The organism is Arthrobacter rhombi, from assembly GCF_900163545.1.
In the GTDB taxonomy this organism is placed as follows: Bacteria; Actinomycetota; Actinomycetes; order Actinomycetales; family Micrococcaceae; genus Arthrobacter_H; species Arthrobacter_H rhombi_A.
On sequence record NZ_FUHW01000024.1, the window covers coordinates 20,022 to 43,519 of the forward strand.

Here is a 23,498-nt window from a genome sequence, read left to right on the forward strand (position 1 = left end):
TCATGGCCGAGAACACGAACACGAACCTGCCGAAGACCACCGAGGAAGCACGCGCGAAACAGGCTTCCCAGCCGGCCCAGCAGTCCCCGCAAGCCCAGGGACCGCTGCAGACCGACCACGGCACCACCACCATTGCCGAGACCGTCGTGCAGAAGTTGGCCGGAATCGCTGCCCGCGAAGTTCCTGGCGTCTACGCCATGGGAGCCGCAGGCCGCCGCGCCCTGAACGCGATCTCCGAACGCATCCCCGGATCCCAGACCAATGTCAGTGGCGGGGTTTCCGTGGAGAAGGGTGACCTGCAGACGGCCATCGATGTGAGCATCGTCGTCGAATATGGTGTCTCCATTGCCGAGGTCGCCGAAGACATTCGCCGCAGCATCATCCAGGCCGTCGAGCACGGAACCTCCCTGGAGGTGATCGAGGTCAATGTGAACGTCACCGACGTGCACCTGCCCGAGGAAGACAACGACGACGCTGTTTCCGATCGCTCCGATCGTCTGGAGTAGACGATGACGAGCACACGCTTCTGCACCATTATCGGACTGGTCCTGGGGACCATCTGGGTGATCGCCGGATTCTGGGCGATGCTCTTGGTGGCCGTCGTCGCGGCGGTCGCCTTCGGCGTCGGCCGCGTCCTGGACGGACGTGTGGACCTGCAGGACTGGGCGGGCCGCATCCAAGGCCGGCGCTGATATGACCGCCTCCAGCCTCAGCGCCGCCACCACGCCGGAACCGGACGCACCCTCGTCCCCCGCAACCCGGGGTCGGCTGACCATCAGCGAACGGGTGGTCAGCCGCCTCGCGGCGAAATCCGCTGCCTCCCATCCGGCGGTGGGCGCCCGCTCCGGCGGCGTCCTGGGGGTCGGGGCCAACCAGGATTTCAGCGCACTGCCCCCGGCAACGGCGACGATCGCCGGGTCTTCGGCTTCCGTTTCCGTACGGATCGGGCTGCGGTTCCCCAGCGACATCCGCGCCACCACCGAGGAGGTGCGCCAGGGAATCATCACCGACCTTGAAAGATTCGCCGGCGTCACCGCCGCACCGGTGGACATCCAGGTGGAGTGGCTGGAAGCCGCACCACCGGCCAGGAGGGTCCTATGACGAAGACATCCTCGCTGCGGCCGCGCCCGGCCCGGGTCCTCCCGGCGACGATTGCTGCCGTGCTGCTCATCGCCGTCGGAGTTTTGCTCACCGGCCTGGCGATCATGCGGCTGCAGGACGGGCAGTGGCCCAGCGCCGCCACGTTCATGGCCGACGTCGGATCCCGTACCTGGGGTTCCCGCTCGGTAGCCGCAGGTGGTGGCCTCATCGCCATCGCCGGCCTGGTGTTGCTCCTCTGCGGGATCCTGCCCGGACGCCCGTCCCCACGTTCATCGCCGAGCCCGCAACGGTCCGATTCCGTCGGTTCCTCGGAGGCCGTGGTGACCCGCCGTGGGACCGAACGCCTGGTCGAGAACCGGGTCAACGCGATGGACGGGGTGGGGACCTGCAAGGCCCGGATGAAGGGCACTTCCCTTTCCCTCACCGTGCGCACCCCCTTGCGTGAGCATGGGCAGTTATCCGAGGCCGTGAAAACTGCGGCCCGGGAGATCCTGTCCGAAAACCTCGTCGGTGCTCTCCCGGCACTGAACGTCAGGATGGTGAGTACCTCATGAGATCCTTTCCCGCCACGTTGAACCGCACGCTACTGATCATCATCGGCTTCGTGATGCTGGCCGGTGGGCTCTGGCTGATCTGGCCCTGGTTCCAGACCACCGTGGGTCTGCGGGTCCCGGAAGGCGCCTCGGGGTTGCTGGCCGATCCCTCGGCCGACCTGGCGCCGGGTGCCACCGATGTTCTGGAACAGTCGTGGATGCCCGCGGCGCTGATCGTCGTGGGCATGATCGTGCTGTTGCTCGGGCTGGCCTGGCTTGGACGTCAGGTGCCGCGCTCGCGGCGGGCAGAAACCCTGCGTTTCACCGCCGACCCGGGTGCTGGAACCACCACCTTGGACCCGAAGGTTCTGGAATCTGCCGTCTCCCAAGCGGCCGCAGCGTTGCCACAAGTGGCCGCCGCGAAGGCCATGCTCAGGGGGAGCGTCGGTGCCCCCGACCTGCTCCTGCAGGTCCACGCGGAGCCGGCTGCCCACCTGCCCCACCTCACGGCAACCCTCACCGAGCAGATCGCGGCCGACGTCGTGCTCTGCCTGGGCCATCCGCTGGAACACTTCGCCATCGAGTATTCGGTCGAGAAATCCAGCTGAGAACGCCCCACCACTAGACCCAACCCCCCAACACCAAAGGAGAAACACATGGGACTCGGAGACAAGATCAGCAATAAGGCCCAGGAAGCCACCGGCAAGGCCAAGGAGGCCGTCGGCGACGCCACCAACAAGGAAGACCTGCAGGCCGAAGGCGTGGCCGACCAGGCCGCCGCCCAGGCCAAGCAGGCCGGCGAGCACGTCAAGGACGCCGCGAAGGATGCCTTCGACAAGTAGCATGCCCAACGCACCCGTCGTCATGGTTCCGACCAGGACGACGGGGGCGTTGTCATGTCCTGATGATTCCGGCTAGAAGTCCAGGACCACGCGGAGCACCACGTAAGCGGCGACCACGAAGACCAAGGAGGCGAAACCGCGTTTGAGTACCCGTTCGGGCAAGGAGCGTCCGATGTGCCCGGCAATAGAGGACGCCACCATGGCGGTACCGGCGAAGGCCCCGGTCAGTCCCCAGTCCAGGTCGAGGCTTCCGATATGGGAGATGAACCCTCCGATGGAGTTCACCACCACGATGACCAGCGAGGTCCCCACTGCCATGGTCATCGGCAGCCCCAGGATCAGCGCCAGAGCCGGAACAATGAGGAACCCTCCCCCGACACCGAGCAATCCGGTCAGGAATCCGACGACGACGCCGGTAGCCACCGCCTTGGGCAGACGGCGACGCCAGATGACCGTTCCATCGGCAGCATAGTCGTGGCCGGCTCGAGAGCCCACGGGAAGCAGCATGCGGATGCCGGCCAGCACCATGATCGCGGCGAAAACGATCAGCAGGACCTGCTGATCGAGCAGCTGGTTCACCGCGGTGCCGGCAAAGGCCGTCGCCCCACCGGTGGCCCCGATGATCAGGGCCAGCCGCCAATCCACATCGCGTCGGATGCGGGGCAGCACCGCCATCGTCGATGAGGCGCCCACGACGACCAAGGAGCTGGGGATGGCCGCCGACAGCGGCATCCCCACCCCGTAGACCAGTGCAGGCACCGCCAGGATGGAGCCACCCCCGCCGACGAGCCCCAGCAGCCCGCCGACAATTAGCCCGAAGACCAGGGCGGCACCGATCACCGCTGGCTACTTGGCCTGCTGGGCGGCCCAGGCGGCATAGCTGCCCTCGAGCTCGACGACGTCGTAGCCGGCATGGCGCAGGGTGCTGGCGACCACCGAGCTACGCACCCCGGACTGGCAATAGGTGACGATGGTGCCGCTGTTCGGCAGTTTCTCCAGGTTCCAGAGCACCCGGCCACCGTGGAGTTGCTCCGAACCGGGGACCTTCCCGGCCTCGTGCTCGGATTTTGCCCTCACGTCCAGCAACAGGGCCTTGTCGAAGTCGGCGACCTCATCCGGCTGCACCAATCTCGGTGTGTGGTGTGGCAGGCCCTCGATGCTGGTGACATAGCCGGAGACGTCGTCGATGCCCACCCGGATCAGGTGGTCCCACATCGCCTGGGCCGATGCGGGACCGTCGGCCAACAGGACCAGCGGGCGCCGGTCACGTTCGGGGTCGATGGCCCAGGCACCATAGGTGGCCATGGATTTGATCGCCGGGATGTTCACCGATCCGGCGACCGTGCCCCGATGGACGTCGGTCTGGGACCGGGTGTCCACGAAGGTCGCCTCGTTGGCGGCCAGCCAGGCGGCGACCTGCGCCGCGTCGAGCTCGGCCAACGGCTGGCGTTCCCCCAGGACCGCCGGGCCGGCGAGGTTCTGGCGCTTCATGCGTCCGAAGTATGCCGGGGCGTCGGGCTGGCCCTCGAGCAATTCGGCGACGAAGCCTTCCTCATCGTCGGCTTCCAGGTATTTGCCCCACCAGGCGTTGAGTCGTTCATAGCCCACGGTGCTGGAGGGAACGGCGCCCAGGGCCTTGCCGCAGGCGCTGCCGGCCCCATGTGCCGGGTGAACCTGGACATGGTCGGGCAGGGTGAGGAATCGATCCCGCAGGCTGGCGAACATCTGTTGCGCCCCGATGAACCGGGTGTCCACGCCGCCGGCTGCCTCGTCGAGCAGATCGGGGCGGCCCAGATCTCCACAGAACACGAAGTCGCCGGTCAGGGCGTAACCCGGGTCCTGGGAGAAGGCACCATCGGTGACCAGGAACATCAGGTGCTCCGGGGTGTGCCCCGGGGTATGGGCGGCGGTGAGCGTGATGTTGCCCAGGGTGATCGTTCCGCCGTCGGTGAGCAGGCTGGCCTCGAAGTCATAGAGCCAGTCGGGTCCGCCCTCGCCGGAAACATACATGGTGGCCCCGGTATCCGCCGCCAGTTCGCGGGTCCCCGAGAGGTAGTCGGCGTGGACGTGGGTTTCGGTCACCGCGACGATCTTCAGGCCGTTGGCCGCGGCGATCCGGTGGTAGACGTCGGTATCGCGTCGGGCGTCGATGACCACTGCCTCCCCGTTGGACTGGCAGCCGATGACGTAGCTGGCCTGGGCCAGATCGGTGTCGTAGATGCGTTCAAAGAACACGTGTGCGCTCCTTAATGGTGGCGGGGGCCCGCATCAGGCGCGGCCCTTGAGGATGAGGTTCCAGTACATGAACGGCAGCCCGTAACGCTTGAGATACCACATGTCCTTGCGTTCATGGGTGGTGTCGATGAACGGGATGCTCGGCGCCGGACGCATGCTGTAGTCGAATTCGGCCAGCAGCATCGTGTGCCGGGAGGTGGTCAGCGGGCAGGAGGCATAACCCCCGTAGCTGGCCGACGGCGTCTTGCCGGTCATCGCGGCCAGCAGGTTCTTCACCAGCACCGGTGCCTGCTTGCGAATGGCCGCCCCGGTTTTGGAGTTCGGGCTCGAGCCGGCGTCGCCCAGGGCGAAGACCTCCGGATATTTGGTGTGCCGCAGCGTGTTCTTGTCGATCGCCACGTAGCCGGCAGGGTTGTCCGGGTCGGCCAGAGCGCTGTTCTTGAGCCAATCCGGCGCCGACTGTGGGGGCACCGCATGGAGGAAGTCGTAACCGAGGTCTTCGCTGGCTTCGGTGGTGTTGTTGCGCACCGAGACGGTTTTGGCCTCCGCGTCGATGGAGGTGACTTCGCTGGAAAAACGGACTTCAATACCGTAGTCGGCGACGACCCGGTCGAGTTCGTCGGAGAATTCCTTGACCCCGAACATCCCGGGTGTCGGCAGGACCAACACCATGCGGATAGCGTCCAGGACCCCTTGTTCACGCCAGTAGTCGGCGGCCAGGTAGGCGATCTTCTGGGGTGCCCCGGCACATTTGATCGGTCCGGCCGGCATGGTGAACACCGCGGTGCCCGAGCGCAGGGCGCGGATCATGTTCCAGGTCTTGGGGGCCAACTCGAAGCGGTAATTGCTCGACACCGCGGGGGTCTCCAGGGCTTCGGACAGGCCGGGTAGCTGGTCCCAGTCGAGCTGGATGCCGGGGCAGACCACGAGGTAGTCGTATCCGACGACGGCCCCGGAAGCGAGGGTGACGGTCTTCGCCTCGGGATTGGTTTCCGTGGCGGCGTCCTTGATCCAGGCGACGCCCTGGGGCATCACCGAGGCCTGGTGCCTGACGGATTCCTTCGCCGGGGCCCGTCCACCGCCGACCAGGGTCCATAGCGGCTGGTAGTAGTGCTGGTCGCTGGGTTCGACGACGGCGATGTCGTCCTGACCGGCGTGGCGCAGCCGGGCGGCCACGCTCAGTCCGGCGTTGCCGCCGCCGATGATCACGATGCGATGGTGCAGGCCCATATGAAACGTCTCCACTTCGTTCGGCTCTGCCCGCCGGATGTGGCATACGGCGGGGAAGCGCCGGGGATCACAGCACCTCATGACCTAATGTACGTACATTTACCGTTGAGGGGAAGCCCCTGGGCGGCGAGGATGATCGAGAGGCCGGGCTCCGCCGGTTCAGCGCCCGGCCGCAGGGGCCGCGGGATACGAGGTGGTGACGGTGAAACGGTCCCCCCGGATGAGGGTTTCGCGCCACTCCACTGCTTGTTCCCCGGCCAGGCCGAGACGTTCGATGAAGAAGACAGCCGTCCCGGCAGGGCAGGCCAGGCGCCGGGACTGCTGCGCATCGGCGGCCAGGGCGTGCAGGGTTTCGTGTCCGGCGCTCAGGGTGATCGAACATTTGCGGCGCAGCACCTCGTAGAGGGCGGTATGGCTCAGGTCGGCGCCCAGGACCGGGGCCGCGACGTTTGCGGGCAGCCAGGTGTCGTCTACGGCGATGACATCGCGGTCCGCATAGCGGGTTCGGGAGATGAAGACGAGGTCGGCGTCGGCGTCCAGGCCCAGGTGCGCGGCCGCCGTAGCGGACCGGCGCAGTTCGGCGATTTCGACGACGCTGCGCTGGGTCATGCCGGCATTTTCGACGGCGGCGAAGAGGCTGTAGACGGGGCCGAAGCGCTGTTCGTCGACGACGTTGACCACCGAGGACTGCCTACCCCGTTGGGCCGAGAGCAATCCGGCCCGACGCAGCGGTGCCAGGGCGGAACGAATCGTGGACCGGCTGACCTCGTATTCATCGGCCAGGGCCATTTCGCCGGGAAACCCGTCGGCGAATTCTCCGCGGCCGATCCGTTCCTGGAGCTGGTCCTGCACCGATTGCCACAGGGGGACCTTGCGCCCTGATCGATCTCGCTGCCCGGTGGCCATCATCTCCCCGCCTCGCTGTCTGGGGTGCCGGCCGGATGCCGGACGCGTGGCCGCCAGGTCTTGACCAGCCACTCCCGTGACCGATGCTATCGCGGGGCAGCCGTCGAGGACGTCAGATGCGGACGTAAGCGGCGCCGTCGCCCTGCCGTCGGGCCAGGTGGGCAATGGCGGCAGGAACGACCCGGACCCCGCCGGCCAGGCTCGCAGCGCCCACCGCTGCCGAGCGCAGGCTGTTGGCACATGCGCTGATCGCCACGTTTCCCGCTCCGGTCAGCTCCGCGACGCGCGCCGCGTCCTGGGCCGATGCCAGCAGTTGGGTCACCGCCGGGCCCTGGACAACGATCTCCACCTCGGCCCCAGGTAATTCGTCCAGGGCATTGGCGGCGACCTTCAACGCCGTGGCCAGGTCGGGGAACGGTGCCTGTCCCGGACCTGCCAGATGCAGCAGCAGGGCGCTCACGGTGTCTCCTGTCCCGCGGCGCCGGCAGCGCGCTCGCACGGCCGGCCCGAAGCAACCTCCTGCGGGCCGGCGTCATGTGATCCGGCGTCACGTGAGTCGACGTCGCTCCGGGGGCTTTCGTCGTGTCCTGATGCTTCGGCCTGCAGGTGACGGCGAACCGCCACGACCCACCAGCCCAAGAGCACCAGTCCCAGCAGTGCCGGCCAGGCCCAGCCCGGTAGCGCCGCATCAATGGAGCTGGCCGCTGCGGAGATCTGGTCCATCAGCGAAGCGGAGATCAGTTCATTGGAGGTCACGAGTCCTCCGGTGGCCAGCATGATGACCCCGACGGCCACGGTGACCACTCCGGCGATCAGCATATTGGTGTTGAAACGGAATCTGCCCAGGGACAGGGTCCGGCCGCGCAGCCAGCCGGCCTTGAAGGCCCCGGTCCTGCGGATGATGCCGGCCACTGCCAGCACCGGGATCACCATGCCCAGGGCATACATGGCCAACAGCAGGCCTCCCGAAACGGCGCTGCCTTGGGCCAACACGAGCGTGAGGATCGCCCCCAGCACGGGGCCGGTGCAGAATCCTGCCACGCCGGCGGCGGTGCCCAAGAGGACTGCCCCACCCAGCGACGGGGTCGCCGGACCCTTGCGACGGGCCCAGTTCGGCAGCAATCTGCTGACGTCGAATCCCCCGCCGAGGATCTGCACGAGGCCCAGGGCGATAATGACCCAGGCGGCGACGACGATCAGGGCCCGGCGGTCCACCGAGATGGTGCCTCCGAGCCAGCCGATGCCCAGGCCGAGCGGGACCAGGGTGGCGAGCATGCCGATCAGGAAGGCCAACCCCAGGGCCGAGAGCCTGCGGGTGGAGGTTGCCGCGTGGGCGAAGAACGCCGGAAGGAGCAGGGCGTTACAGGGACTGAACAGCCCCAGCACTCCCCCGACGAAGGCAAAGACCAGTCCTGCTTCCATCTACTGATCGTCCTTCTCGGCGGCCTTGATTTCCTTGTCAATGGCCTCGATGAAGTTCTCGGTGGGCTGGGCGCCGACGAAGGGGGTCTTATTGAGCAGGAAGGACGGGGTGCTGGTCACACCCAGTTCCATGGCTTCGTCGATGTTCTGCTGGACGACGTCGGGGGCGTGGACCCCGTTCATGTCCTTGATGAGCTGATCGCCATCCATCCCGAGTTTCTCGGCGGTGGCCTTCAGGTTCTTATCCTCGAAGGCGGAGGCCTTGGCAATTTTGCCGCCCTTGGACATCTCCTCATGGAAGTCGAGGTAGCCGTCTTGCATGGCTGCCGCCTGGGCGGCTTCGGCGGCCTTCAGGGACTCATCACCGAAGATGTCCAGATCGCGCCATTCAATGCGCAGCTTTCCGGTTTCGACGTATTTGTCCATCAGGGTCGGCAGTGTGTTGGCCGTCCACTTGGCGCAGTACGGGCATTGGAAGTCCGAATAGGCCACCATGACCACCGGAGCATCCACGTCACCCACGGCGGTGGGGTCTTCGGGGTCCACGCGGGCCATATCGGGGACCTCCACCTCCTCGCCCGGCGCTTGCTGCTGCTGCGGTGGTTGCTGTTGTTCCTGCGGCGCGGCGTCCGGAGCCGGCTCGGAGGCGGCGCCATTGCCGAAGGGCAGCTGGATGCCGATCAGCAGGCCGATGATCAGGGCCACGGGGATCGGGATGATCCACACCCAGGGCAGTTTCCTGCTCCTGGCTCCGTGATTCCGGCGGGCCGGTGTCGACGGATCGTCGGGCACTGGTGTTTCAGGCATGGGGGTGCTGCTTTCGATCGATTAGTTACTATGTTGCATAGTATCTCTACTATCCTTGATAGTAGATAGAGCGGCGACGATCAAGTTTTCCGTTCAACATCACAGACCAGCCCAGGAGCCAGAACCCATGTCACGCCCCTCACGACCGCGCATCGGCCTCACACGCCGCTTCACGTTGGCCGCGACCGCCCTGCGGTACTGGGGGCCCCGGCAATGGGTCATCTCAGCCGTCGGGCCCTGGCCATCGGCGTGCTGCTCGGCGTGGCCACCGTCCTGATCCCCAACGACTTCTTCACCCGGGACATCGCCCCGACGGCATGGAATCGTCCGGTGTGGATGGTGACCTCCTTGCTGTCCGGACTGTTGATCGGCAGCTATGTCAGTGCCCGCGGAGCGCCTGCGGCACCGGAAAACCCGTCAACCGATAGCGGCTCGCGGTGGGGATTGGCCGGTGGGCTGCTGGCCTGGTTCGCCATCGGCTGCCCGGTCTGCAATAAAATTGCCCTCCTGGCCTTGGGCTACTCCGGCGCCTTGGCCTACTTCGCCCCCTTGCAGCCCTGGATGGCCGGGCTGGCCCTGGTCATGACCTTCGGCGCCGTGATCTTCCGCCTCTCGGGGCAGGTCGAATGCCCGGTGTCCATCCCCCGGGCCGAGTCACCGCAGGAAGCAGTGGAAAGGACCCAAGCATGAGCACGACGACCGCCCAGGAAGCTGCCTTGCCTTTCGAACCGGGAGAGGCTCCGCAGGTGGGCACGCTGGAACGCCGGGTCCTGGATGTGCTGTGGAAGACCAAGCAGGCCCACACCACCCGCAGCGTCCTGGAGGTCCTCACCTCCGACGCTGCACCGCATCCCGCCTACACCACGGTGGCCACCGTCTTGGGGCATCTAGTGGATAAGCAGTTGGCCACCCGTGAACTGATCGGTCAGGTCTGGTCCTATACCGCCGCGTTGAGCGGCTGCGAGTTCTCCGCGGCCCATATGGTCAGGGCGTTGGGTGAAACCAATGACCGCCGCCGGTGTCTGGCCAGTTTCGCCACATCACTGGATCCTGCCGACCGGGCCTACCTGAAATCGCTGCTGTAGCCACCGAAACCGTGAGGATGCGTCCGCATCCGCCCCGCCTTGCTAAAATGGTACGGATCTTTTAACCCCTCACGTTAAGTGAGGTCCAGGAGCCACCGACACAGGGACGGAAAAACCATCGGCAGCCACGACCAGGACGAGCAACCGGCCGTCCTCGGTGCTGCCGCGAGCACACCAACCGGGCGCCGTCGGGAGTTTTTGACCGGCCTGTCGGTGCCTGCCGGGGTCCTCGTGCTCTGGCAGGGAATCATCCTGGTCTTCGTGCTGCCGCTGGTGAATTTCTTGTTCACCCACGCGTTGGCCCTGGCCGGGACCCCGAATCTGACCGACAGGAACTTCCCACGAATCCTGCATAGTCCCTCGTCGGTGCTGTTGTTCCTGGCCATCGGGTTCATCGCCTTGGGCGCCCTGGCCTTGCAGTACACCTCGGTCATCGCCCTGGTGGGCAGGATCCGTGCCGGTTCCGAGCATCCGGGAACGACGGCGGGACGCCAAGCCTGGCGCGCTACCGGCAGGGCCCTGGGGTTCCAGGCACCGTTGGTGGCCGTCTACGTTTTTTTGCTCATGCCGTTGGGCGGTCTGGCCGAGCTCTCCCCGCTGACCCGCGAGATCGGCGTCGCCCCGTTCGTGACGGCCGAGTATCTGAAGAAACCGTTGAGCCTGAGCTTGTACCTCTCGATGATCAGCGCGCTGGTCTATCTGAACCTGCGCCTGTTGCTGACCATCCCCCTGCTGGTGACGCGCGGGCTGAGCCCGCTGCGGGCCATGCTCAGCAGCTGGCAGGCCACCTGGCACCGGCGGCTTCGCTGGCCCGGGATCCTGGCTTCCCCGCTGCTGGCCGCTGCCTTGATGTTCGGTGTCCCCGGCCGCACCGTGGCCTGGCTGGCCACGCTGCCCGGAGCCTTGATGAAGACCGACTCCCATCTGGTCGCCACCCTGGGTTTGGGGGCCGCCCGGGCCACGGCCTTCGTCCTCATGGTCGTCACCACGGTGGCGTTCATCCGGTGGGCACTCGCCTGGCTGGACCGGAACGTCCCCGGGGGCAGGGCCACCGACTCGACGGAATCCCCAACGGTGCACCGGGCGCGGTCCCCTCGCCCCGGCAACCCTCCGACCCGCGGCCCCGGTGGGCGTCGGCTGGCCCTGCGCACCACGGCGGGAGCTGCCGTGGTGGCCATCGCCATCATGGGCGCTCCCGCGGTGGCCGCCGCTCCGCCACCGACTTCCGAACCTCTGGTCATCGCCCACCGTGGTTGGATGTGGGGCGGGGTCGAGAACACCCTCGGCGCCTTGGAATCCGCGGCAACCCAGGACCCCGAGCTGGTGGAAGTCGACGTCCAGCAGACGAAGGACGGACACTTCGTCGCCAGCCACGACACGAATCTGCTGTTGCTCTCGGGGCATAACGTGAACATCTACGATCTGACCCTCGCCGAGGCCGAAGCCACCACGGTCAGTGCCCGCGGCTTCACCGACCACATCCCCTCGATGGTCGATTATGTCCGCCGGGCCCGGGAGCTGGGGGTCAAGCTGCTCATCGAACCCAAGGTCCACGGCCACGAAACCGCCGACTATGTGGACCGGTTCGAGGAGGAACTGGCCTCGGTGGGCCCGCTGGAGAATAATATTTACCACTCCTTGGATGCCGACCTCGTGGAGTCGCTCAAGGCCAGACGCCCCGATCTATCCGTCGGCTACACCATCGCCATGACCGTCGGCGGCGTCCCCGACGTGAACTGCGATTTCCTGGTCGTGGAGCAGGCCTCCTATTCGAAGCGGTTCCTCGACCAGGCCCACGCGGCACATCTGCCCGTCTACGTGTGGACGGTCAACCGCGAGGACCGGATCCGCAACTATCTCTACGACGGGGTCGACGGCATCGTCACCGACCACCCGCAACGGGCCACGACCCAACGTTCCCGGGTAGAGGCCCACCCCGCCACGGCGTTCCCGCTCCGCGACGTGGTCAAGCATCTGGCCAGCGTGATGCCGACGTCGCGTTAGGTCGGTGCGGGAATGCCCCGGGCGCCGCAGGGGTTGGCCACAGCATGGACCTGACCACGATTCCCCTCACCACCATGGATGAGCACACCACGACCCTCAACGACTATGCCGGACAAGTAGTGATGGTGGTGAACGTCGCCTCCCGCTGCGGCCTCTCCGGGCAATACGAGCAGCTCGAGGAACTACAACGCACGTATGGCGATCGTGGCTTCACCGTTTTGGGTTTTCCCAGCAACCAGTTCCTCCAGGAGCTGGGCAGCAACGAGGCAGTGCTTGAGTATTGTTCGACGACGTACGGCATCACCTTTCCGATCTTCGACCGGGTGCGGGTGAACGGGCGGCGCGAACATCCGCTGTATACCGAGTTGAAGAAGACGAAGGACGCAGCGGGGAAGGCAGGACGGGTGAGCTGGAACTTCGAGAAGTTCCTCCTGCTACCCTCCGGTGAGAGGCTGCGGTTCCGACCGCGGACCACACCCGACGCCCCGGAAATCATCGCAGCGATCGAAGCGAATCTCCCCGGCTAGCCACCCCCGAACCGATGCGGAGCCACCGATGATTCTTCCTCAGGCACTCATTCCCGTCGCCCTGAAGGCCACCAGTGCCGGCGCCCCCTTCATCACGGAGGCAGCTGCCCGCCGGCGACTGCACCGACGGACGCTCCGCCCAGCTTCCTACGGCCCACCCCGGGGGCTGCGGAAAGACGTCGTCATCTCCGCTTCCCGCACCGAAGCCGGGTGGCCCGCCTATACGCTCGCTCCCCGCAGCACCGGGGCCCGGGGACACGTCGTCTACGCCCACGGTGGTGGGTGGGTTAGCGAGATCGCCCGGCAGCACTGGCAACTGGCTGCACAGATCGCCGCCGAGGCACGGACCGCCGTCCACGTTTTGATCTATCCCCTGGTCCCCTTCGGCACGGCCCGGCAGGTCGTCGACGGGTTCACGACAGAGGTCCTCACGTGCTTGGAAAGCGCTGAACCAACGGTTCTGGCCGGCGATTCGGCAGGAGGGCAGATCGTCCTCTCCACGCTCCTACAGTTGCGTGACCAGCACGGGGTCACCCTGCCCCGGACAATCGCCATCGCCCCGGCAGTTGATCTGTCCATGAAGAACCCGGAGATCGCCATCGTCCAACCCAGCGACCCATGGCTCGGCACCCGGGGAACCCAGGTCTTCATCGACCTCTGGAAAGACACCCTGGACGTGGACAACCCAGTGGTCAGCCCGCTCAACGGGAAGCTGGACGGCCTAGGGCCCATCACGCTGTTTACCGGAACCCGCGATATTCTCAACCCCGATGGGCGGCTCTTTGCAGAGCAGGCTTCCGCAGCCGGCGTCGAGATCGAATACCTTGAAAAGCAGGGGCAAATTCACGTGTATCCACTGCTGCCCACGGTGATCGGACGTACTGCCCGTCAGCACATCGTGGCCCGGGTCCGCGAAGCGACCACGCGCTAGACCCCGAACCGCAGGACCTGCAGGGGTTTCAGCTGCCGCGGATCCCGACGCTGATGATCTGGTCGTCTTCGGGCCCGGGGCTGCCGCGCCCGTCGGTGTTATTGGTCAGGAACCAGAGGTCCCCATCCGGCGCGACGACCGCTTGCCGGAGTCGGCCGAACTGGCCCACATAGTGTTCGTTCGACGTCCCATCCTCGGCCACCGGCACCACTCGCAGGGCTGCCCCCCGCAGGTTGGCGATGAAAATCGCTCCGGCGGTAATGGCCATCCCGCTGGGGCTGGCCTCCGCGGGCTCCCATTCTTGGACGGGGTCGGTGAAACCCTCCTCGTCGGCGATGCCTTCCACCGCGGGCCACCCGTAGTTGGCCCCGGCGGTAATCACATTGAGCTCGTCCCAGGCGCTCTGCCCGAATTCGGTGGCATATAGGGTGCCCACCGCATCCCAGGCCAGCCCCTGCGGGTTGCGGTGCCCATAGCTGTAGACGTAGGAGTCGTCGAAGGGGTTCGACGCCGGAATACCGCCGTCGGGTTCCATCCTCAAGATTTTCCCGCCTAGACTTTCGCGGTCCTGGGCCAGGGACCGGTCACCACTGTCCCCGGTGGTGGCATAGAGCATCTTGTCGGGGCCGAATCCCAGCCGCCCGCCATTATGGTTGGTGCCGGCAGGAATTCCGTCGAGCAGGGTGGTGACACCGCCCAACGCCAAGGACCCCGGTTGACCAAGGAGTTCAAAACGCTGGATCCGGTTGCCGTCGGCACCCGTGGAATAGGCGTACAGCTGTTCGGTACCGCGCATCGCCAACCCCAGCAGACCACCTTCCCCGCCATGAACCACCCCGGGAACGACGCCGATCTCCCGGGTTCCACCGTTCTCCTCCAGTTCAAGGATGCGCCCGCTATCGCGCTCACTGATCAGGGCTGTCTGCTCGCGGAAGACCACCGACCACGGTGCTTCCAGATTCTCGGCGACTACGTCGTGACCGTCCGTGATCATCGACGTGGTCGGGGCAGCCTCGACGGGCTGAGCCGGAGAGCTGGCAGGTACCGAATCGCTCATCGCTGCCGTGGACGTCGCCTGTCCCGCGGTTGGTCCCGGTGTACAGCAGGTCAGAGCCAGGCTGGTGGTGATCCCCGCGACGGCGAGAAGCGAACCGCGGCGCATCCGCATGCATGGCCTCCTGGCCGGATGGCTCTTCACCAGGCGTCGGCAGCTACCTCGCTGGCGGGAACACCGCAACCGGCTCCGACGGCTCCCCTTCCGCCCAGTATGGACGCTGGACCACAAAAGTGCACCAGTTGTCGACCATCGGCAGGTCCCCCCCTACGCACAGGCCACGAGTCCGCGTTGACGACCGGCCCCCTGACTGAAAGGGTTAGTCCTCTTCGACCGCCTAACCTCCAGGGGACCCCAACAGATGAAAATCGTGACGTACCTGGCCACCCTCCTCGGTGGCCTGGTCTTCACTACCGGTTTACTGGCCTGGGTGCTCGCCACCTCCTCGGCCATGGCTCCGGGAGCCGTGCTCTTAGCGGCGCTGGCACCGACGGCCTTCGTGGGGGCCGCCTGGCTATTGGGAACCAGTCGCGTCCGCGGGAAGGAACAAACACCAGCACGGACACGGACAGGAACCGAGCCAGAGACAGTACCCCCTGGTTCGTGGTGGCAACGGAGCGGCCGAGCCTTGCTGGCGATCGGAATCCTGGCCACCCTCCTCCACGCTCTGCTCAGCGCAAACTCCCTACGGCCCACCGTCGTCATCTTGGGTAGTGGCTTCGCCCTGGCCGGCCTCGGGATAGCTGCCGGTCGGTGGATCGCCACCCACCGTCCTGATGATCTGGTCTCCGAACAATTGAGGATGCCCACAGCCGAGCGCCTACAACGGCAGATGGCGTGCCTGGTCGCCGTCGGTTCGCAGGCCATCTTCTGGATTTCTCTGCTGGCCGGCGCTCCCTCCCGCCCGCGGGGCGACACCGTGCAACTGGTCTACCACCTGCTGGGAAACACCCAGCTGGCCTTATACGGCACCGGCATCGCCGCCCTGATTTGCGGGGCGTACCTGCGCGATCAGATCCTCCACGACGCCCGGGTCAACAGGGACCAGACGGCCCTGCTGCGCCGGGTCATCTTCGGGAGCACGCCGCTGCCCCAGGACGCGGAACTCCGCCGACAAGCCCTGAGGTATTCGGTGGCCATGCCCTATCAGTCGTTCTTCCGGCTCATGGTGATCCCGCTCCTTTTCCTGGCGCAGGCCCTGCAGTATTACGTGGGCATCATCCGGGGCGAGGGCTCGCTCTTCGGCCAAATCACCTCGGTGGCCTTGGCGATTGCCTTGGTCCTCTCCACGGTCCACTTCCTGCGGTTGGGCCGGGCGGCCCGACGCTTCGCCCGCGAGCAGATGCAAGACCCACCGGTGAGGACCACGCAGGGCTGAACGGCAGGGACCGTGGTCGTGCCTGGCGCTTCAACGCCCGACATCGGCCTCCCACAGGGGCACCGGCACCGTGCCCCACGAGCGTCCACTGGCATCGAGGAGGCGACCCGCCCGCTTATAACGCCTCACGGTGGCCTGCCGAGACACCACGGTGGACTCGGGGGACCTGCGGGCCAGCTCCACCTCGAGTTCACGGACCTCTGAGAAATGATGCACCCACAGGGTGACCAATAGATTCGCTGCCCCCAGCACCTCGGCGCTGAGTCGACAATTGGGCAGATCCCCCAGATAGGCTCCGATAGCTTCCACAGAGGTCGCCGGAACGCTGAGGAGCAGGGAGACCTCCCGCTGCCCGGCACCGATCTCCACTGCGGCATCGCAGCGCAGTGAGAGGAACCCCGCATCGAGGATGCGACCGATCCGGCGTTTGGCTGTCTGCGCGGATACCCCGCACTCCTGCCCCAACCGGACCCACGACATCCGGCCGTCGGCGGCAAGCCCCGCCACCAGTCGGGTGTCTAGCGCATCCGGGACGTGCCCTGCCCTCACCGGATGTGCCGGGGCTGAGAGTTGACGCACCTGGGCTGGTTCCAGCGTCCCGCTGCGCCATTCGGATGCCCCACGGTGCAGGGTGGTGGAAAACAGCACGTCACGATGAACCAACCCGGGAAGTCTCGCGAAGGAGCGGGTCAGCGTCCGGATCAGTTCGTCGTGGGAGGAGGCATAGCAATCCACCAACACATCGTGAGGACCCGAGATCAGCGAAACGGTGGCGAAGGCCGGGTCCTGGCACAGCTGTTCCACCAATTCTTCCTGCCGTGCCGGCGTCGAGGTCAGGTAAGCGAAAGCCGACCACCCGGCGTCGAGATACCGCGGCCCGGGAAACGGGGTCACCCAGGCGATGCCCGCCTCGCGCAGGGCCTCCCAACGCCGGGCCAGGGTCACCGCCGAGACGCCCAGCACCGTCCCGAGATGCTCCCAGTCGACGCGGGGAGAGATCTGCAAGGCATGGACGATTTTGAGATCAAGTTCCGAAATCATGAACTATTCCTTCGCATGTAGTTCAAAAGATAACTTTTCCATTGAATTTTCCGTGTGCTGAACATACACCTTCAATATAGGTGATGTACCCCACATTGGTCGTTCGAGCCTCTCGGCCGAGCTGCCTACACAGCCCACCCCACCAAGGAATTCCCATGCGAACCACCTCAGAGGCATCCGCACCAGTGGTGCGGCGGACTATCACCGGCATGATCGTGGCCATGGCCCTGATCGAGTCGCTCAGCGGCGTCACGCAGGGCTATCTGAACCCGATTCTGCCGGCCCTGGGTCCGGTCCTGAACATCGATGACCCCACCATTAACGGGATCTTCCTGATCTCCAACGTTTCCTTCGCTGTGATGACCCCGATCATCTCCCGATTGGGTGACAGGTTCGGCTATCGACTGGTCCTGCGCTGTTCGACGGTCGCCGTCGCAGCAGGCGTCATGCTGATGGCCTTGATGCCGACTTTGCTCACCGTGAGCATTGGCGTCGTCATGCTCACCTGCGTCGTAGGATTCATCCCCCTGATGATGGGCATCCTGCGCGTGACCAGCTCTGCCGACACCCGGCGCGGAGTCAGTGTCATGATCGGCACTTTGATGATCACCGTCGGGTTCGGCGGACTGTTGGCCGGCCTAGTCGGGGCACACGACCCGGCCCGCGGGTTCTGGGTCGGCGTTCCGTTCGCGCTACTGGCCCTGCTGATGACGTTCTTCCTGCCCGATGCCGGTGTCCCCACCCGGGAGCCGGTCGCCCTCCTGCCGATGATCTGCTGCTCGCTGGGCCTCGTGGGTCTGGTCACCGCCCTGTCCATGGGTCCTGACTGGGGCTGGCTGTCGTTGAAAACCCTGCTCTCAGGTCTCGCCGGGGTGGGCCTGCTGCTGTGGTGGACCCGCATCGACGCTCGTGCTGAGAAACAGTTCATCAACCTGCGCCTGCTCTCAGTTCCCCGGGTGCGCAGCGTCTCGCTGGCCACCTTCTTCTTCGGATTCGCCTCGATCAGCTATTTCGGCACCAACGGGATCTTCCTGCATTCCGATGCCGCGGTTACCGGATACGGTTTCGCGCTTAATCCACTGGCCATCGCCGTCGTCCTCGCTCTCTCCTCGGTCCTCGGGCTCGGTTCATCACTGCTGACCGGTCGAGCCCTGACGACCATCGGCGAGCGCACCACGCTGATGCTGGCCGGGATAATCCTCGCCTCGGGGTTCGTTGTCATGGCAGTGGGCCATGGCTCCTTCGTCGGATACTGTGTGGGCTTCGCCCTGTTCAACGTGGGGCTGGGCACCTACCAGTCGGCCACCCGGGCACTATCCGTCGAAGGGGTCCCGCTGGAGGAGACGGCCACGGCCGCCGGGCTGAACGAACTGGCACTCTCCGTGGGCATCGCCGTGGGCGCCGCGGTGGTCAAAATGCTCTCCTCCACCTTCGCCGCCGACGGACATATCCTGATGCAGGGGATGATCGCCATCTGGATCAGCCTGGCCCTTGCTGCCCTGGTCGCCACCTGGTTTTCCCGTGGGTACACCCCGGTCACCGCATCCGTTACCACCGAAGAGGCCACAGCATGAATCCACCACGCACCCAGCACGACGCCGGCACCCGCACCCAGGTCCTGGCCTCCACGATTACTCGAACTCTTGAGCGCGAGCGATCCACCGTGCTTGAACTCAGCCACTGCCTCCATGCCGACCCGGAGCTCGGCGGGAACGAGCACCGTTCCGCAGCACGGGTACGCACCGTCCTAGCCGAGGCCGGCTTCGACTTCCCGGACCACCAGCCGGGCTCGCCCACCGCCTTCCATGCCACCACCGGAGGCGGCGATCTGGTCGTGGCCGTCTGCGTTGAATACGATGCGCTGCCGGGGATCGGCCACGCCTGCGGACATAACGTCAATGGAGCCATGGCGGTGGCCGCCGCGCTGGCGCTCGCCGACGTCGCCGATCAGCTGGGTCTGACGGTCGCGGTTTTCGGCACCCCCGCGGAGGAGACCACCGGAGGCAAGGTCGACCTGATCAACGAGGGCTTCTTTTCCGGAGTCCATCTGGCCCTGATGGGTCATGCCGCCGATACGGACGGGGTGGGGTCCGCTTCTTTGGCACTGGGCTGTTGGGACGCCTATTTCTCGGGGGTTCCGGCCCATGCGGCGATGAACCCCGCGGCAGGGGTCAACGCCCTGGATGCGGTGGTGGTCGCCCAGACGGCGATCGGATTGGCGCGTCAGCAGCTGCCGGCAGGGGCCATCGTCTCCTTGGTGGTCCTCGAGGGCGGTACCGCAGTGAACATCATTCCGGCCAGGGCCCACGCCCGGGTGGAAATGCGGGCGCCGACGGCCGAGACGTTAGAGCTCATCCAGACCAAGATCCGCGCATGCCTCGAAGCCGGAGCCTTGGCCAGTGGGGCCACGTTGGAGATCGAACCGCAGGGCCACGACTTCGCGGACCTACGTCAGGACCGTTTCCTGGCCGAGTCCTATGCCGCAGCCATGACCGATCGGGGCCGGGACGTCCCCCTGCTGGATGCCCCCGCGGCGTCCACCGATATGGGCAACGTCTCCCATCTGGTCGCTGCGATCCACCCGTTGGTCGGCTACGAGACGCACGGGGCCACTCCCCACACGGCCGAGTTCGCTTCCTTCGGGACCAGCGAGGGGGCCGATCGGGCGGTGCTCGACGGAGCCTACGGTTTGGCCATGGCTGCGGTAGCCGCCGCAACGGATCCGAAGCAGCGGGCCCGCCTGCAGGCAGGGTTCACTCTGCGGTGACCCCCGTGCCGGCCTGCGGTGCCTGGCGTAGTTCGAACCATTTATAGGCTTCGGTTCTGGCTTCTTCGGTCAGCGCCGTGTAGGCGGCGGGTTCGGCGCCGGCATCGCGGGCCGCCTGCTCGAGGTAGTCACGCAATACCCACACATCGACCGGGTCCACCATCTCGCGCAACTCCAGTGCTGCTTCGAGGGCATGGTCGCTGAATTCAAGATCTTCGCAGATCTGCTCCCGGCTCAGACCGGACAACGACAAGTTGGCGGCAAGTTCCTCGCTGGTGGCCTGTCGTTCGGCTGGTTTCAACGTCATGGGTGGCTCCTTCGGCTGATGGGGTCCTTCTCTTGAACCCTACTCGTCCACGTCAAGCCGTGGCCCTCCCGTTTTGACCTGAGACTGTGAGCGGTGCCATCCTACTGTTCATGAACCTGTCAGACAGCTGGACAGCAGGACAGCAGCCGATCGATCGCACGAGTGCCTCCGAGTCGGTCTTCGTTTCGCTGCGATCAGCCATCGAAGCTGGCGATCTGCCGGTGGGCACCAAGCTCAGTTCCGAGGCGGCCCTGGGCTCCCGCTTCGGGGTCAGCCGTTCGGTGATCCGCGAGGCGCTGCGCTCCTGCGCCGCCCTGGGCCTCACCCGCACCGAGACCGGCCGGGGCACCTTCGTCATCGCCGAACAAGCCACCGCCGACCTGGTGCTGGGCACCTTCTCCTCCACCGACCTACTCGAAGCCCGCCCACATATTGAAGGCCCCGCCGCCCGGCTCGCCGCCCAACGACGCACTGATGCGGATCTTGAACGCCTGGAATCGCTGATGGATCAGATGCGCAGCGAGGACGACGCCGAAGCCTGGGTCGAATTAGACACCACCTTCCACTTGGCGATCGCCGCCGCCGGAGGCAACGGCGTCTTCATCAAGGTCCTCTCGGATATCCGCGATGCCCTGGCCCGGCAGTCGGAGACCTTGAACCTGGCCTCGGGCCGGAGGAACCCCTCGGATGCCGAACACCAGCTCATCGTCGCGGCCATCGAAGCCCGCAACCCCGACGCCGCCGAATCTGCCATGCAAGAACACCTCGGGGCCGTCCACGGCGCCGTCGACCATCTCGTGAAGAACGGATATCAGTGAAGCTCCCCGCCCACGCCCCACTCGCCGTCCAGACCCGCGGCGACGCCGTCGAATCCATCCATTACGGATCCCTCGTCACCACGGGGCCGGATGGGACGGTGACCTCCAGCATCGGCGACGCCCGGGCGGGGTTCTACCCACGCTCGGCCTTGAAACCTCTCTTCGCCGTGGGCCTGGTGCGCGCCGGGCTGGCCCTGTCCAGCGAACAACTCGCCCTGGCAGCGGCCAGCCATTCGGGCTCCGAACGCCACCAGCGCATCGCCGCCTCCACCCTGGCCGACGCGGGCCTCGATGCCTCTGCCCTGGCCAACAGCACCGACCTGCCCTACGGCGTCGAAGAGCAGAAGGCCTGGCTGCGCGACGGAAACGGGCTCACCCGGTTGGCCCAAAACTGCTCGGGCAAGCACGCGGCGCTGGCCTCCCTCTGTGTGACGCGTGGTTGGCCGGTTCAGGGCTACCTCGACACGTCCCACCCCATCAACGAACTGCTACGCAGCACCGTCGAGGAGCTGACCGGCGAAGCCGTGGGTGCGACCAGCACCGATGGTTGCGGCACTCCGGTCTACACCCTGTCCCTGGTCGGGATGTCCCGCGCCTTCGGCCGCTTGGCCGCCGCGGCCGACGGGACAGCTGAACGTGCCGTGGCCGATGCCATGCGCGCCCACCCCGAACTGGTCGCCGGCGAAGGGCGCGATGTCACAGCCATCATGCGGGCCGTACCGGGACTGATCGCCAAGGACGGATTCGAAGGCATCCAAGCCATCGGCCTGCCCGACGGAACGGGACTGGCCCTGAAGATCTCCGACGGTGGCGACCGGGCCCGGATGCCGGTCGCCGCGGCAGCCCTCACGCGGCTGGCCGATGACCGCTCCGTGCGCGCTGCCGTGGAACCGTTCCTGTCCGTCGGCGCCCTCGGCGGCGGCGAGCAGGTCGGCGAACTCACCGCCGTCACCGCCTAAACCCTTCACGGGCCGTCGGCACCGCCGGCGTCTCCTCCCCCGCTTTTTCCTTGTACCCACCCAGAGCAACACCCTTCAGGAGCATCACCCCATGTCCATCAGCACCCAGGCCGCCACCCGTCTCGAACACGATCTGATCGGTGACCGTGACGTCCCGGCCGAGGCCTACTGGGGCGTGCACACACTGCGCGCTTCGGAAAATTTCCACATCACCGGGCAGCAGGTGGGTTCGAACCCGCATCTGATCCGCGCCCTGGCACTGGTCAAGCAGGCAGCGGCCCGGGCGAACCGCGAACTCGGTCTCCTCGATGCCACCCGCGCCGAAGCCATCGATGCCGCCTGCACCGAAATCGCCGGGGGCGCCCTGCATGACCAGTTCATCGTCGATGTCCTCCAGGGGGGTGCCGGGACCAGCACGAACATGAACGCCAACGAGGTCATCGCCAACCGGGCCCTGGAGATCCTCGGCCACGCACGCGGGGACTACCAGCACCTGCACCCCAACGACCACGTGAACCTCTCCCAGTCCACCAACGACGTCTACCCGACGGCAGTGAATGTGGCGACCTCCTTCACCGCTGCCCCGCTGCTGGCGGCCATCGAAGAGCTTGAAACAGCGTTCCAGGCCAAGGCCAGCCAATTCCGCACCGTGGTGAAGATGGGCCGCACCCAGCTCCAGGATGCCGTGCCGATGACCCTGGGCCAGGAGTTCGGCACCTATGCGGTGACCATCCGCGAGGACCACGATCGGTTGGCCGAGTCCCTGGAGCTGGTCCATGAGATCAATCTGGGCGCCACGGCGATCGGCACCTCACTGAACGCCCCCGACGGCTATACCGAGGCCGCCTGCCGGCACCTGGTCGAACTGACCGGCCTACCGCTGACCACCTCCCCCGACCTGATCGAAGCCACCCAGGACGTGGGCGCCTTCGTGCACCTTTCCGGCGTGCTCAAGCGCGTGGCCGTGAAGCTCTCCAAGATCTGCAACGACCTGCGCCTGCTGTCCTCCGGCCCACGGGTGGGCTTCAACGAGATCAACCTGCCGGCCGTTCAAGCAGGTTCCTCGATCATGCCCGGCAAGGTCAACCCGGTGATCCCCGAGGTTGTCAACCAGGTCGCCTACCAGGTCGTCGGGCACGATGTGACGATCTCCATGGCCGCCGAGTCAGGACAGCTCCAGCTCAACGCCTTCGAACCGGTGATCGTGCACTCCCTATCGATGTCGATGCGCCATCTGGAAGCCGGCTGCCTGACGCTGGCCCGCAACTGCGTCACGGGCATCACCGCCAATGAGGAGCTGCTGCGGGCCAACGTGGAAAACTCGATTGGCCTGGTGACGGCGCTGACCCCGCAGCTGGGGTACGCCACGTCGACGGCGATCGCCATGGAGGCCTTGCATTCCGGCCGCGGGATTGCCGAATTGGTGCTGGAGCAGAACCTGCTCAGCCGCACCGAACTGGAGGAACTGCTGCGCCCGGCACGCCTGGCCAACCTCTCCGAATAGTCCCTGTTCCCCGGGGCCACGCGCCGCCCCGGGGATCGACGGGCCTT

Annotated in this window: 27 protein-coding genes; 17 read left to right on the plus strand and 10 right to left on the minus strand. The window is 66.2% G+C overall.

Annotation, left to right across the window (positions count from 1 at the left end; all coding sequences use genetic code 11):
- Nucleotides 1-2 precede the first annotated feature (2 nt).
- Genes FM101_RS06225 through FM101_RS06250 form a run of 6 tightly spaced genes read left to right on the plus strand, consistent with a single transcriptional unit; the run spans nt 3 to nt 2,476 of the window.
- Nucleotides 3-506 carry an Asp23/Gls24 family envelope stress response protein gene (locus FM101_RS06225; protein WP_086997053.1) on the plus strand — a complete coding sequence of 168 codons (504 nt, stop codon included), beginning with the start codon at nt 3-5 and terminating at the stop codon, nt 504-506.
- 3 nt (nt 507-509) lie between these two features.
- Complete coding sequence (locus FM101_RS06230; protein ID WP_086997056.1) at nt 510-692, plus strand: DUF2273 domain-containing protein; 183 nt, start codon at nt 510-512, stop codon at nt 690-692.
- 1 nt (nt 693) lies between these two features.
- Entirely contained in the window at nt 694-1,101 is a 408-nt protein-coding gene (locus FM101_RS06235) for a hypothetical protein (RefSeq protein ID WP_086997059.1), read from the plus strand.
- Entirely contained in the window at nt 1,098-1,655 is a 558-nt protein-coding gene (locus tag FM101_RS06240; protein WP_086997062.1) for a DUF6286 domain-containing protein, read from the plus strand. Before FM101_RS06235 ends, FM101_RS06240 begins: the two co-directional genes overlap by 4 nt.
- A complete protein-coding gene (amaP, locus tag FM101_RS06245) occupies nt 1,652-2,242 on the plus strand; it encodes an alkaline shock response membrane anchor protein AmaP (RefSeq protein ID WP_086997065.1) in 591 nt (196 codons plus the stop codon). Before FM101_RS06240 ends, amaP begins: the two co-directional genes overlap by 4 nt.
- Nucleotides 2,243-2,290: 48 nt before the next feature.
- The gene (locus FM101_RS06250) at nt 2,291-2,476 is read left to right on the plus strand and encodes a CsbD family protein (RefSeq protein ID WP_086997068.1); all 186 of its coding nucleotides are present in this window, start codon (nt 2,291-2,293) and stop codon (nt 2,474-2,476) included.
- A 72-nt stretch (nt 2,477-2,548) separates the two neighbouring features.
- Here FM101_RS06250 and FM101_RS06255 read toward each other — a convergent pair whose 3' ends face one another.
- The 7 genes from FM101_RS06255 to FM101_RS06285 all read right to left on the minus strand — a co-directional run bounded on the left by FM101_RS06255 (nt 2,549) and on the right by FM101_RS06285 (nt 9,076).
- Nucleotides 2,549-3,316 carry a sulfite exporter TauE/SafE family protein gene (locus FM101_RS06255; protein ID WP_086997071.1) on the minus strand — a complete coding sequence of 256 codons (768 nt, stop codon included), beginning with the start codon at nt 3,314-3,316 and terminating at the stop codon, nt 2,549-2,551.
- Between the two features lie 6 nt (nt 3,317-3,322).
- The gene (locus FM101_RS06260) at nt 3,323-4,711 is read right to left on the minus strand and encodes an MBL fold metallo-hydrolase (protein ID WP_086997073.1); all 1,389 of its coding nucleotides are present in this window, start codon (nt 4,709-4,711) and stop codon (nt 3,323-3,325) included.
- 33 nt (nt 4,712-4,744) lie between these two features.
- Complete coding sequence (locus tag FM101_RS06265; protein WP_086997076.1) at nt 4,745-5,941, minus strand: NAD(P)/FAD-dependent oxidoreductase; 1,197 nt, start codon at nt 5,939-5,941, stop codon at nt 4,745-4,747.
- 159 nt (nt 5,942-6,100) lie between these two features.
- Complete coding sequence (locus FM101_RS06270) at nt 6,101-6,850, minus strand: GntR family transcriptional regulator (protein WP_245806639.1); 750 nt, start codon at nt 6,848-6,850, stop codon at nt 6,101-6,103.
- Nucleotides 6,851-6,959: 109 nt separating this feature from the next.
- Nucleotides 6,960-7,307, minus strand: a complete 348-nt coding sequence (locus FM101_RS06275; protein WP_086997079.1) for a DsrE family protein — start codon at nt 7,305-7,307, stop codon at nt 6,960-6,962.
- Nucleotides 7,304-8,269 carry a cytochrome c biogenesis CcdA family protein gene (locus tag FM101_RS06280; protein WP_086997082.1) on the minus strand — a complete coding sequence of 322 codons (966 nt, stop codon included), beginning with the start codon at nt 8,267-8,269 and terminating at the stop codon, nt 7,304-7,306. Before FM101_RS06280 ends, FM101_RS06275 begins: the two co-directional genes overlap by 4 nt.
- Nucleotides 8,270-9,076, minus strand: coding sequence for a DsbA family protein (locus FM101_RS06285; RefSeq protein WP_086997085.1), 807 nt, complete (start codon nt 9,074-9,076; stop codon nt 8,270-8,272). It abuts the gene before it with no gap.
- A gap of 213 nt (nt 9,077-9,289) precedes the next feature.
- Between FM101_RS06285 and FM101_RS06290 the strand changes: the two genes are divergently transcribed.
- The 5 genes from FM101_RS06290 to FM101_RS06310 all read left to right on the plus strand — a co-directional run bounded on the left by FM101_RS06290 (nt 9,290) and on the right by FM101_RS06310 (nt 13,623).
- On the plus strand, nt 9,290-9,766 hold the full coding sequence (locus FM101_RS06290; protein WP_245806640.1) for a hypothetical protein: 477 nt from the start codon (nt 9,290-9,292) through the stop codon (nt 9,764-9,766).
- Complete coding sequence (locus tag FM101_RS06295; RefSeq protein WP_179204256.1) at nt 9,763-10,161, plus strand: BlaI/MecI/CopY family transcriptional regulator; 399 nt, start codon at nt 9,763-9,765, stop codon at nt 10,159-10,161. Before FM101_RS06290 ends, FM101_RS06295 begins: the two co-directional genes overlap by 4 nt.
- Nucleotides 10,162-10,239: 78 nt before the next feature.
- Nucleotides 10,240-12,165 (plus strand): glycerophosphodiester phosphodiesterase, encoded by a 1,926-nt coding sequence (locus tag FM101_RS06300; RefSeq protein WP_086997091.1) that lies wholly within the window; start codon nt 10,240-10,242, stop codon nt 12,163-12,165.
- Between the two features lie 44 nt (nt 12,166-12,209).
- Nucleotides 12,210-12,692, plus strand: a complete 483-nt coding sequence (locus FM101_RS06305; protein ID WP_086997094.1) for a glutathione peroxidase — start codon at nt 12,210-12,212, stop codon at nt 12,690-12,692.
- 28 nt (nt 12,693-12,720) lie between these two features.
- Entirely contained in the window at nt 12,721-13,623 is a 903-nt protein-coding gene (locus FM101_RS06310) for an alpha/beta hydrolase fold domain-containing protein (RefSeq protein WP_086997096.1), read from the plus strand.
- A 28-nt stretch (nt 13,624-13,651) separates the two neighbouring features.
- On the opposite strand, the gene FM101_RS06315 is transcribed toward FM101_RS06310, so the two are convergent.
- The gene (locus FM101_RS06315) at nt 13,652-14,791 is read right to left on the minus strand and encodes a PQQ-dependent sugar dehydrogenase (protein ID WP_218778264.1); all 1,140 of its coding nucleotides are present in this window, start codon (nt 14,789-14,791) and stop codon (nt 13,652-13,654) included.
- A gap of 247 nt (nt 14,792-15,038) precedes the next feature.
- On the opposite strand from FM101_RS06315, the gene FM101_RS06320 reads away from it, so the two are divergent.
- Nucleotides 15,039-16,055, plus strand: a complete 1,017-nt coding sequence (locus FM101_RS06320; RefSeq protein WP_086997099.1) for a hypothetical protein — start codon at nt 15,039-15,041, stop codon at nt 16,053-16,055.
- Between the two features lie 30 nt (nt 16,056-16,085).
- Here FM101_RS06320 and FM101_RS06325 read toward each other — a convergent pair whose 3' ends face one another.
- Nucleotides 16,086-17,096, minus strand: coding sequence for an Lrp/AsnC family transcriptional regulator (locus FM101_RS06325; RefSeq protein WP_086997102.1), 1,011 nt, complete (start codon nt 17,094-17,096; stop codon nt 16,086-16,088).
- Between the two features lie 155 nt (nt 17,097-17,251).
- Between FM101_RS06325 and FM101_RS06330 the strand changes: the two genes are divergently transcribed.
- Nucleotides 17,252-18,670, plus strand: a complete 1,419-nt coding sequence (locus FM101_RS06330) for an MFS transporter (protein ID WP_179204257.1) — start codon at nt 17,252-17,254, stop codon at nt 18,668-18,670.
- Nucleotides 18,667-19,863 carry an amidohydrolase gene (locus tag FM101_RS06335; protein ID WP_086997106.1) on the plus strand — a complete coding sequence of 399 codons (1,197 nt, stop codon included), beginning with the start codon at nt 18,667-18,669 and terminating at the stop codon, nt 19,861-19,863. Before FM101_RS06330 ends, FM101_RS06335 begins: the two co-directional genes overlap by 4 nt.
- Here the strand turns inward: FM101_RS06335 and FM101_RS06340 are convergent.
- Nucleotides 19,850-20,170, minus strand: a complete 321-nt coding sequence (locus FM101_RS06340; RefSeq protein WP_086997109.1) for a DUF2316 family protein — start codon at nt 20,168-20,170, stop codon at nt 19,850-19,852. The two genes, FM101_RS06335 and FM101_RS06340, sit on opposite strands and share 14 nt — an antisense overlap.
- A gap of 110 nt (nt 20,171-20,280) precedes the next feature.
- Here FM101_RS06340 and FM101_RS06345 point away from each other — a divergent pair, with 110 nt between their 5' ends.
- From FM101_RS06345 to FM101_RS06355, 3 genes are all read left to right on the plus strand, one after another.
- Nucleotides 20,281-20,988, plus strand: coding sequence for a FadR/GntR family transcriptional regulator (locus FM101_RS06345; RefSeq protein ID WP_086997229.1), 708 nt, complete (start codon nt 20,281-20,283; stop codon nt 20,986-20,988).
- On the plus strand, nt 20,985-21,947 hold the full coding sequence (locus tag FM101_RS06350; RefSeq protein ID WP_086997111.1) for an asparaginase: 963 nt from the start codon (nt 20,985-20,987) through the stop codon (nt 21,945-21,947). The genes FM101_RS06345 and FM101_RS06350 overlap by 4 nt, the downstream gene beginning before the upstream one ends.
- Nucleotides 21,948-22,038: 91 nt before the next feature.
- On the plus strand, nt 22,039-23,451 hold the full coding sequence (locus FM101_RS06355) for an aspartate ammonia-lyase (protein ID WP_086997114.1): 1,413 nt from the start codon (nt 22,039-22,041) through the stop codon (nt 23,449-23,451).
- The last annotated feature ends 47 nt before the right edge of the window (nt 23,452-23,498 follow it).

Bases quoted from the DNA above. Each gene is read 5' to 3' on its own strand.
- FM101_RS06345 (WP_086997229.1), top strand. From the start codon at position 20,281: ATGAACCTGTCAGACAGCTGGACAGCAGGACAGCAGCCGATCGATCGC.
- FM101_RS06250 (WP_086997068.1), top strand. From the start codon at position 2,291: ATGGGACTCGGAGACAAGATCAGCAATAAGGCCCAGGAAGCCACCGGC.
- FM101_RS06240 (WP_086997062.1), top strand. From the start codon at position 1,098: ATGACGAAGACATCCTCGCTGCGGCCGCGCCCGGCCCGGGTCCTCCCG.
- FM101_RS06235 (WP_086997059.1), top strand. From the start codon at position 694: ATGACCGCCTCCAGCCTCAGCGCCGCCACCACGCCGGAACCGGACGCA.
- FM101_RS06325 (WP_086997102.1), bottom strand. From the start codon at position 17,096: ATGATTTCGGAACTTGATCTCAAAATCGTCCATGCCTTGCAGATCTCT.
- FM101_RS06335 (WP_086997106.1), top strand. From the start codon at position 18,667: ATGAATCCACCACGCACCCAGCACGACGCCGGCACCCGCACCCAGGTC.
- FM101_RS06225 (WP_086997053.1), top strand. From the start codon at position 3: ATGGCCGAGAACACGAACACGAACCTGCCGAAGACCACCGAGGAAGCA.
- FM101_RS06230 (WP_086997056.1), top strand. From the start codon at position 510: ATGACGAGCACACGCTTCTGCACCATTATCGGACTGGTCCTGGGGACC.
- FM101_RS06305 (WP_086997094.1), top strand. From the start codon at position 12,210: ATGGACCTGACCACGATTCCCCTCACCACCATGGATGAGCACACCACG.
- FM101_RS06315 (WP_218778264.1), bottom strand. From the start codon at position 14,791: ATGCGGATGCGCCGCGGTTCGCTTCTCGCCGTCGCGGGGATCACCACC.
- FM101_RS06310 (WP_086997096.1), top strand. From the start codon at position 12,721: ATGATTCTTCCTCAGGCACTCATTCCCGTCGCCCTGAAGGCCACCAGT.
- FM101_RS06320 (WP_086997099.1), top strand. From the start codon at position 15,039: ATGAAAATCGTGACGTACCTGGCCACCCTCCTCGGTGGCCTGGTCTTC.
- FM101_RS06265 (WP_086997076.1), bottom strand. From the start codon at position 5,941: ATGGGCCTGCACCATCGCATCGTGATCATCGGCGGCGGCAACGCCGGA.
- amaP (WP_086997065.1), top strand. From the start codon at position 1,652: ATGAGATCCTTTCCCGCCACGTTGAACCGCACGCTACTGATCATCATC.
- FM101_RS06285 (WP_086997085.1), bottom strand. From the start codon at position 9,076: ATGCCTGAAACACCAGTGCCCGACGATCCGTCGACACCGGCCCGCCGG.
- FM101_RS06290 (WP_245806640.1), top strand. From the start codon at position 9,290: ATGGGTCATCTCAGCCGTCGGGCCCTGGCCATCGGCGTGCTGCTCGGC.
- FM101_RS06340 (WP_086997109.1), bottom strand. From the start codon at position 20,170: ATGACGTTGAAACCAGCCGAACGACAGGCCACCAGCGAGGAACTTGCC.
- FM101_RS06295 (WP_179204256.1), top strand. From the start codon at position 9,763: ATGAGCACGACGACCGCCCAGGAAGCTGCCTTGCCTTTCGAACCGGGA.
- FM101_RS06270 (WP_245806639.1), bottom strand. From the start codon at position 6,850: ATGATGGCCACCGGGCAGCGAGATCGATCAGGGCGCAAGGTCCCCCTG.
- FM101_RS06330 (WP_179204257.1), top strand. From the start codon at position 17,252: ATGCGAACCACCTCAGAGGCATCCGCACCAGTGGTGCGGCGGACTATC.
- FM101_RS06280 (WP_086997082.1), bottom strand. From the start codon at position 8,269: ATGGAAGCAGGACTGGTCTTTGCCTTCGTCGGGGGAGTGCTGGGGCTG.
- FM101_RS06355 (WP_086997114.1), top strand. From the start codon at position 22,039: ATGTCCATCAGCACCCAGGCCGCCACCCGTCTCGAACACGATCTGATC.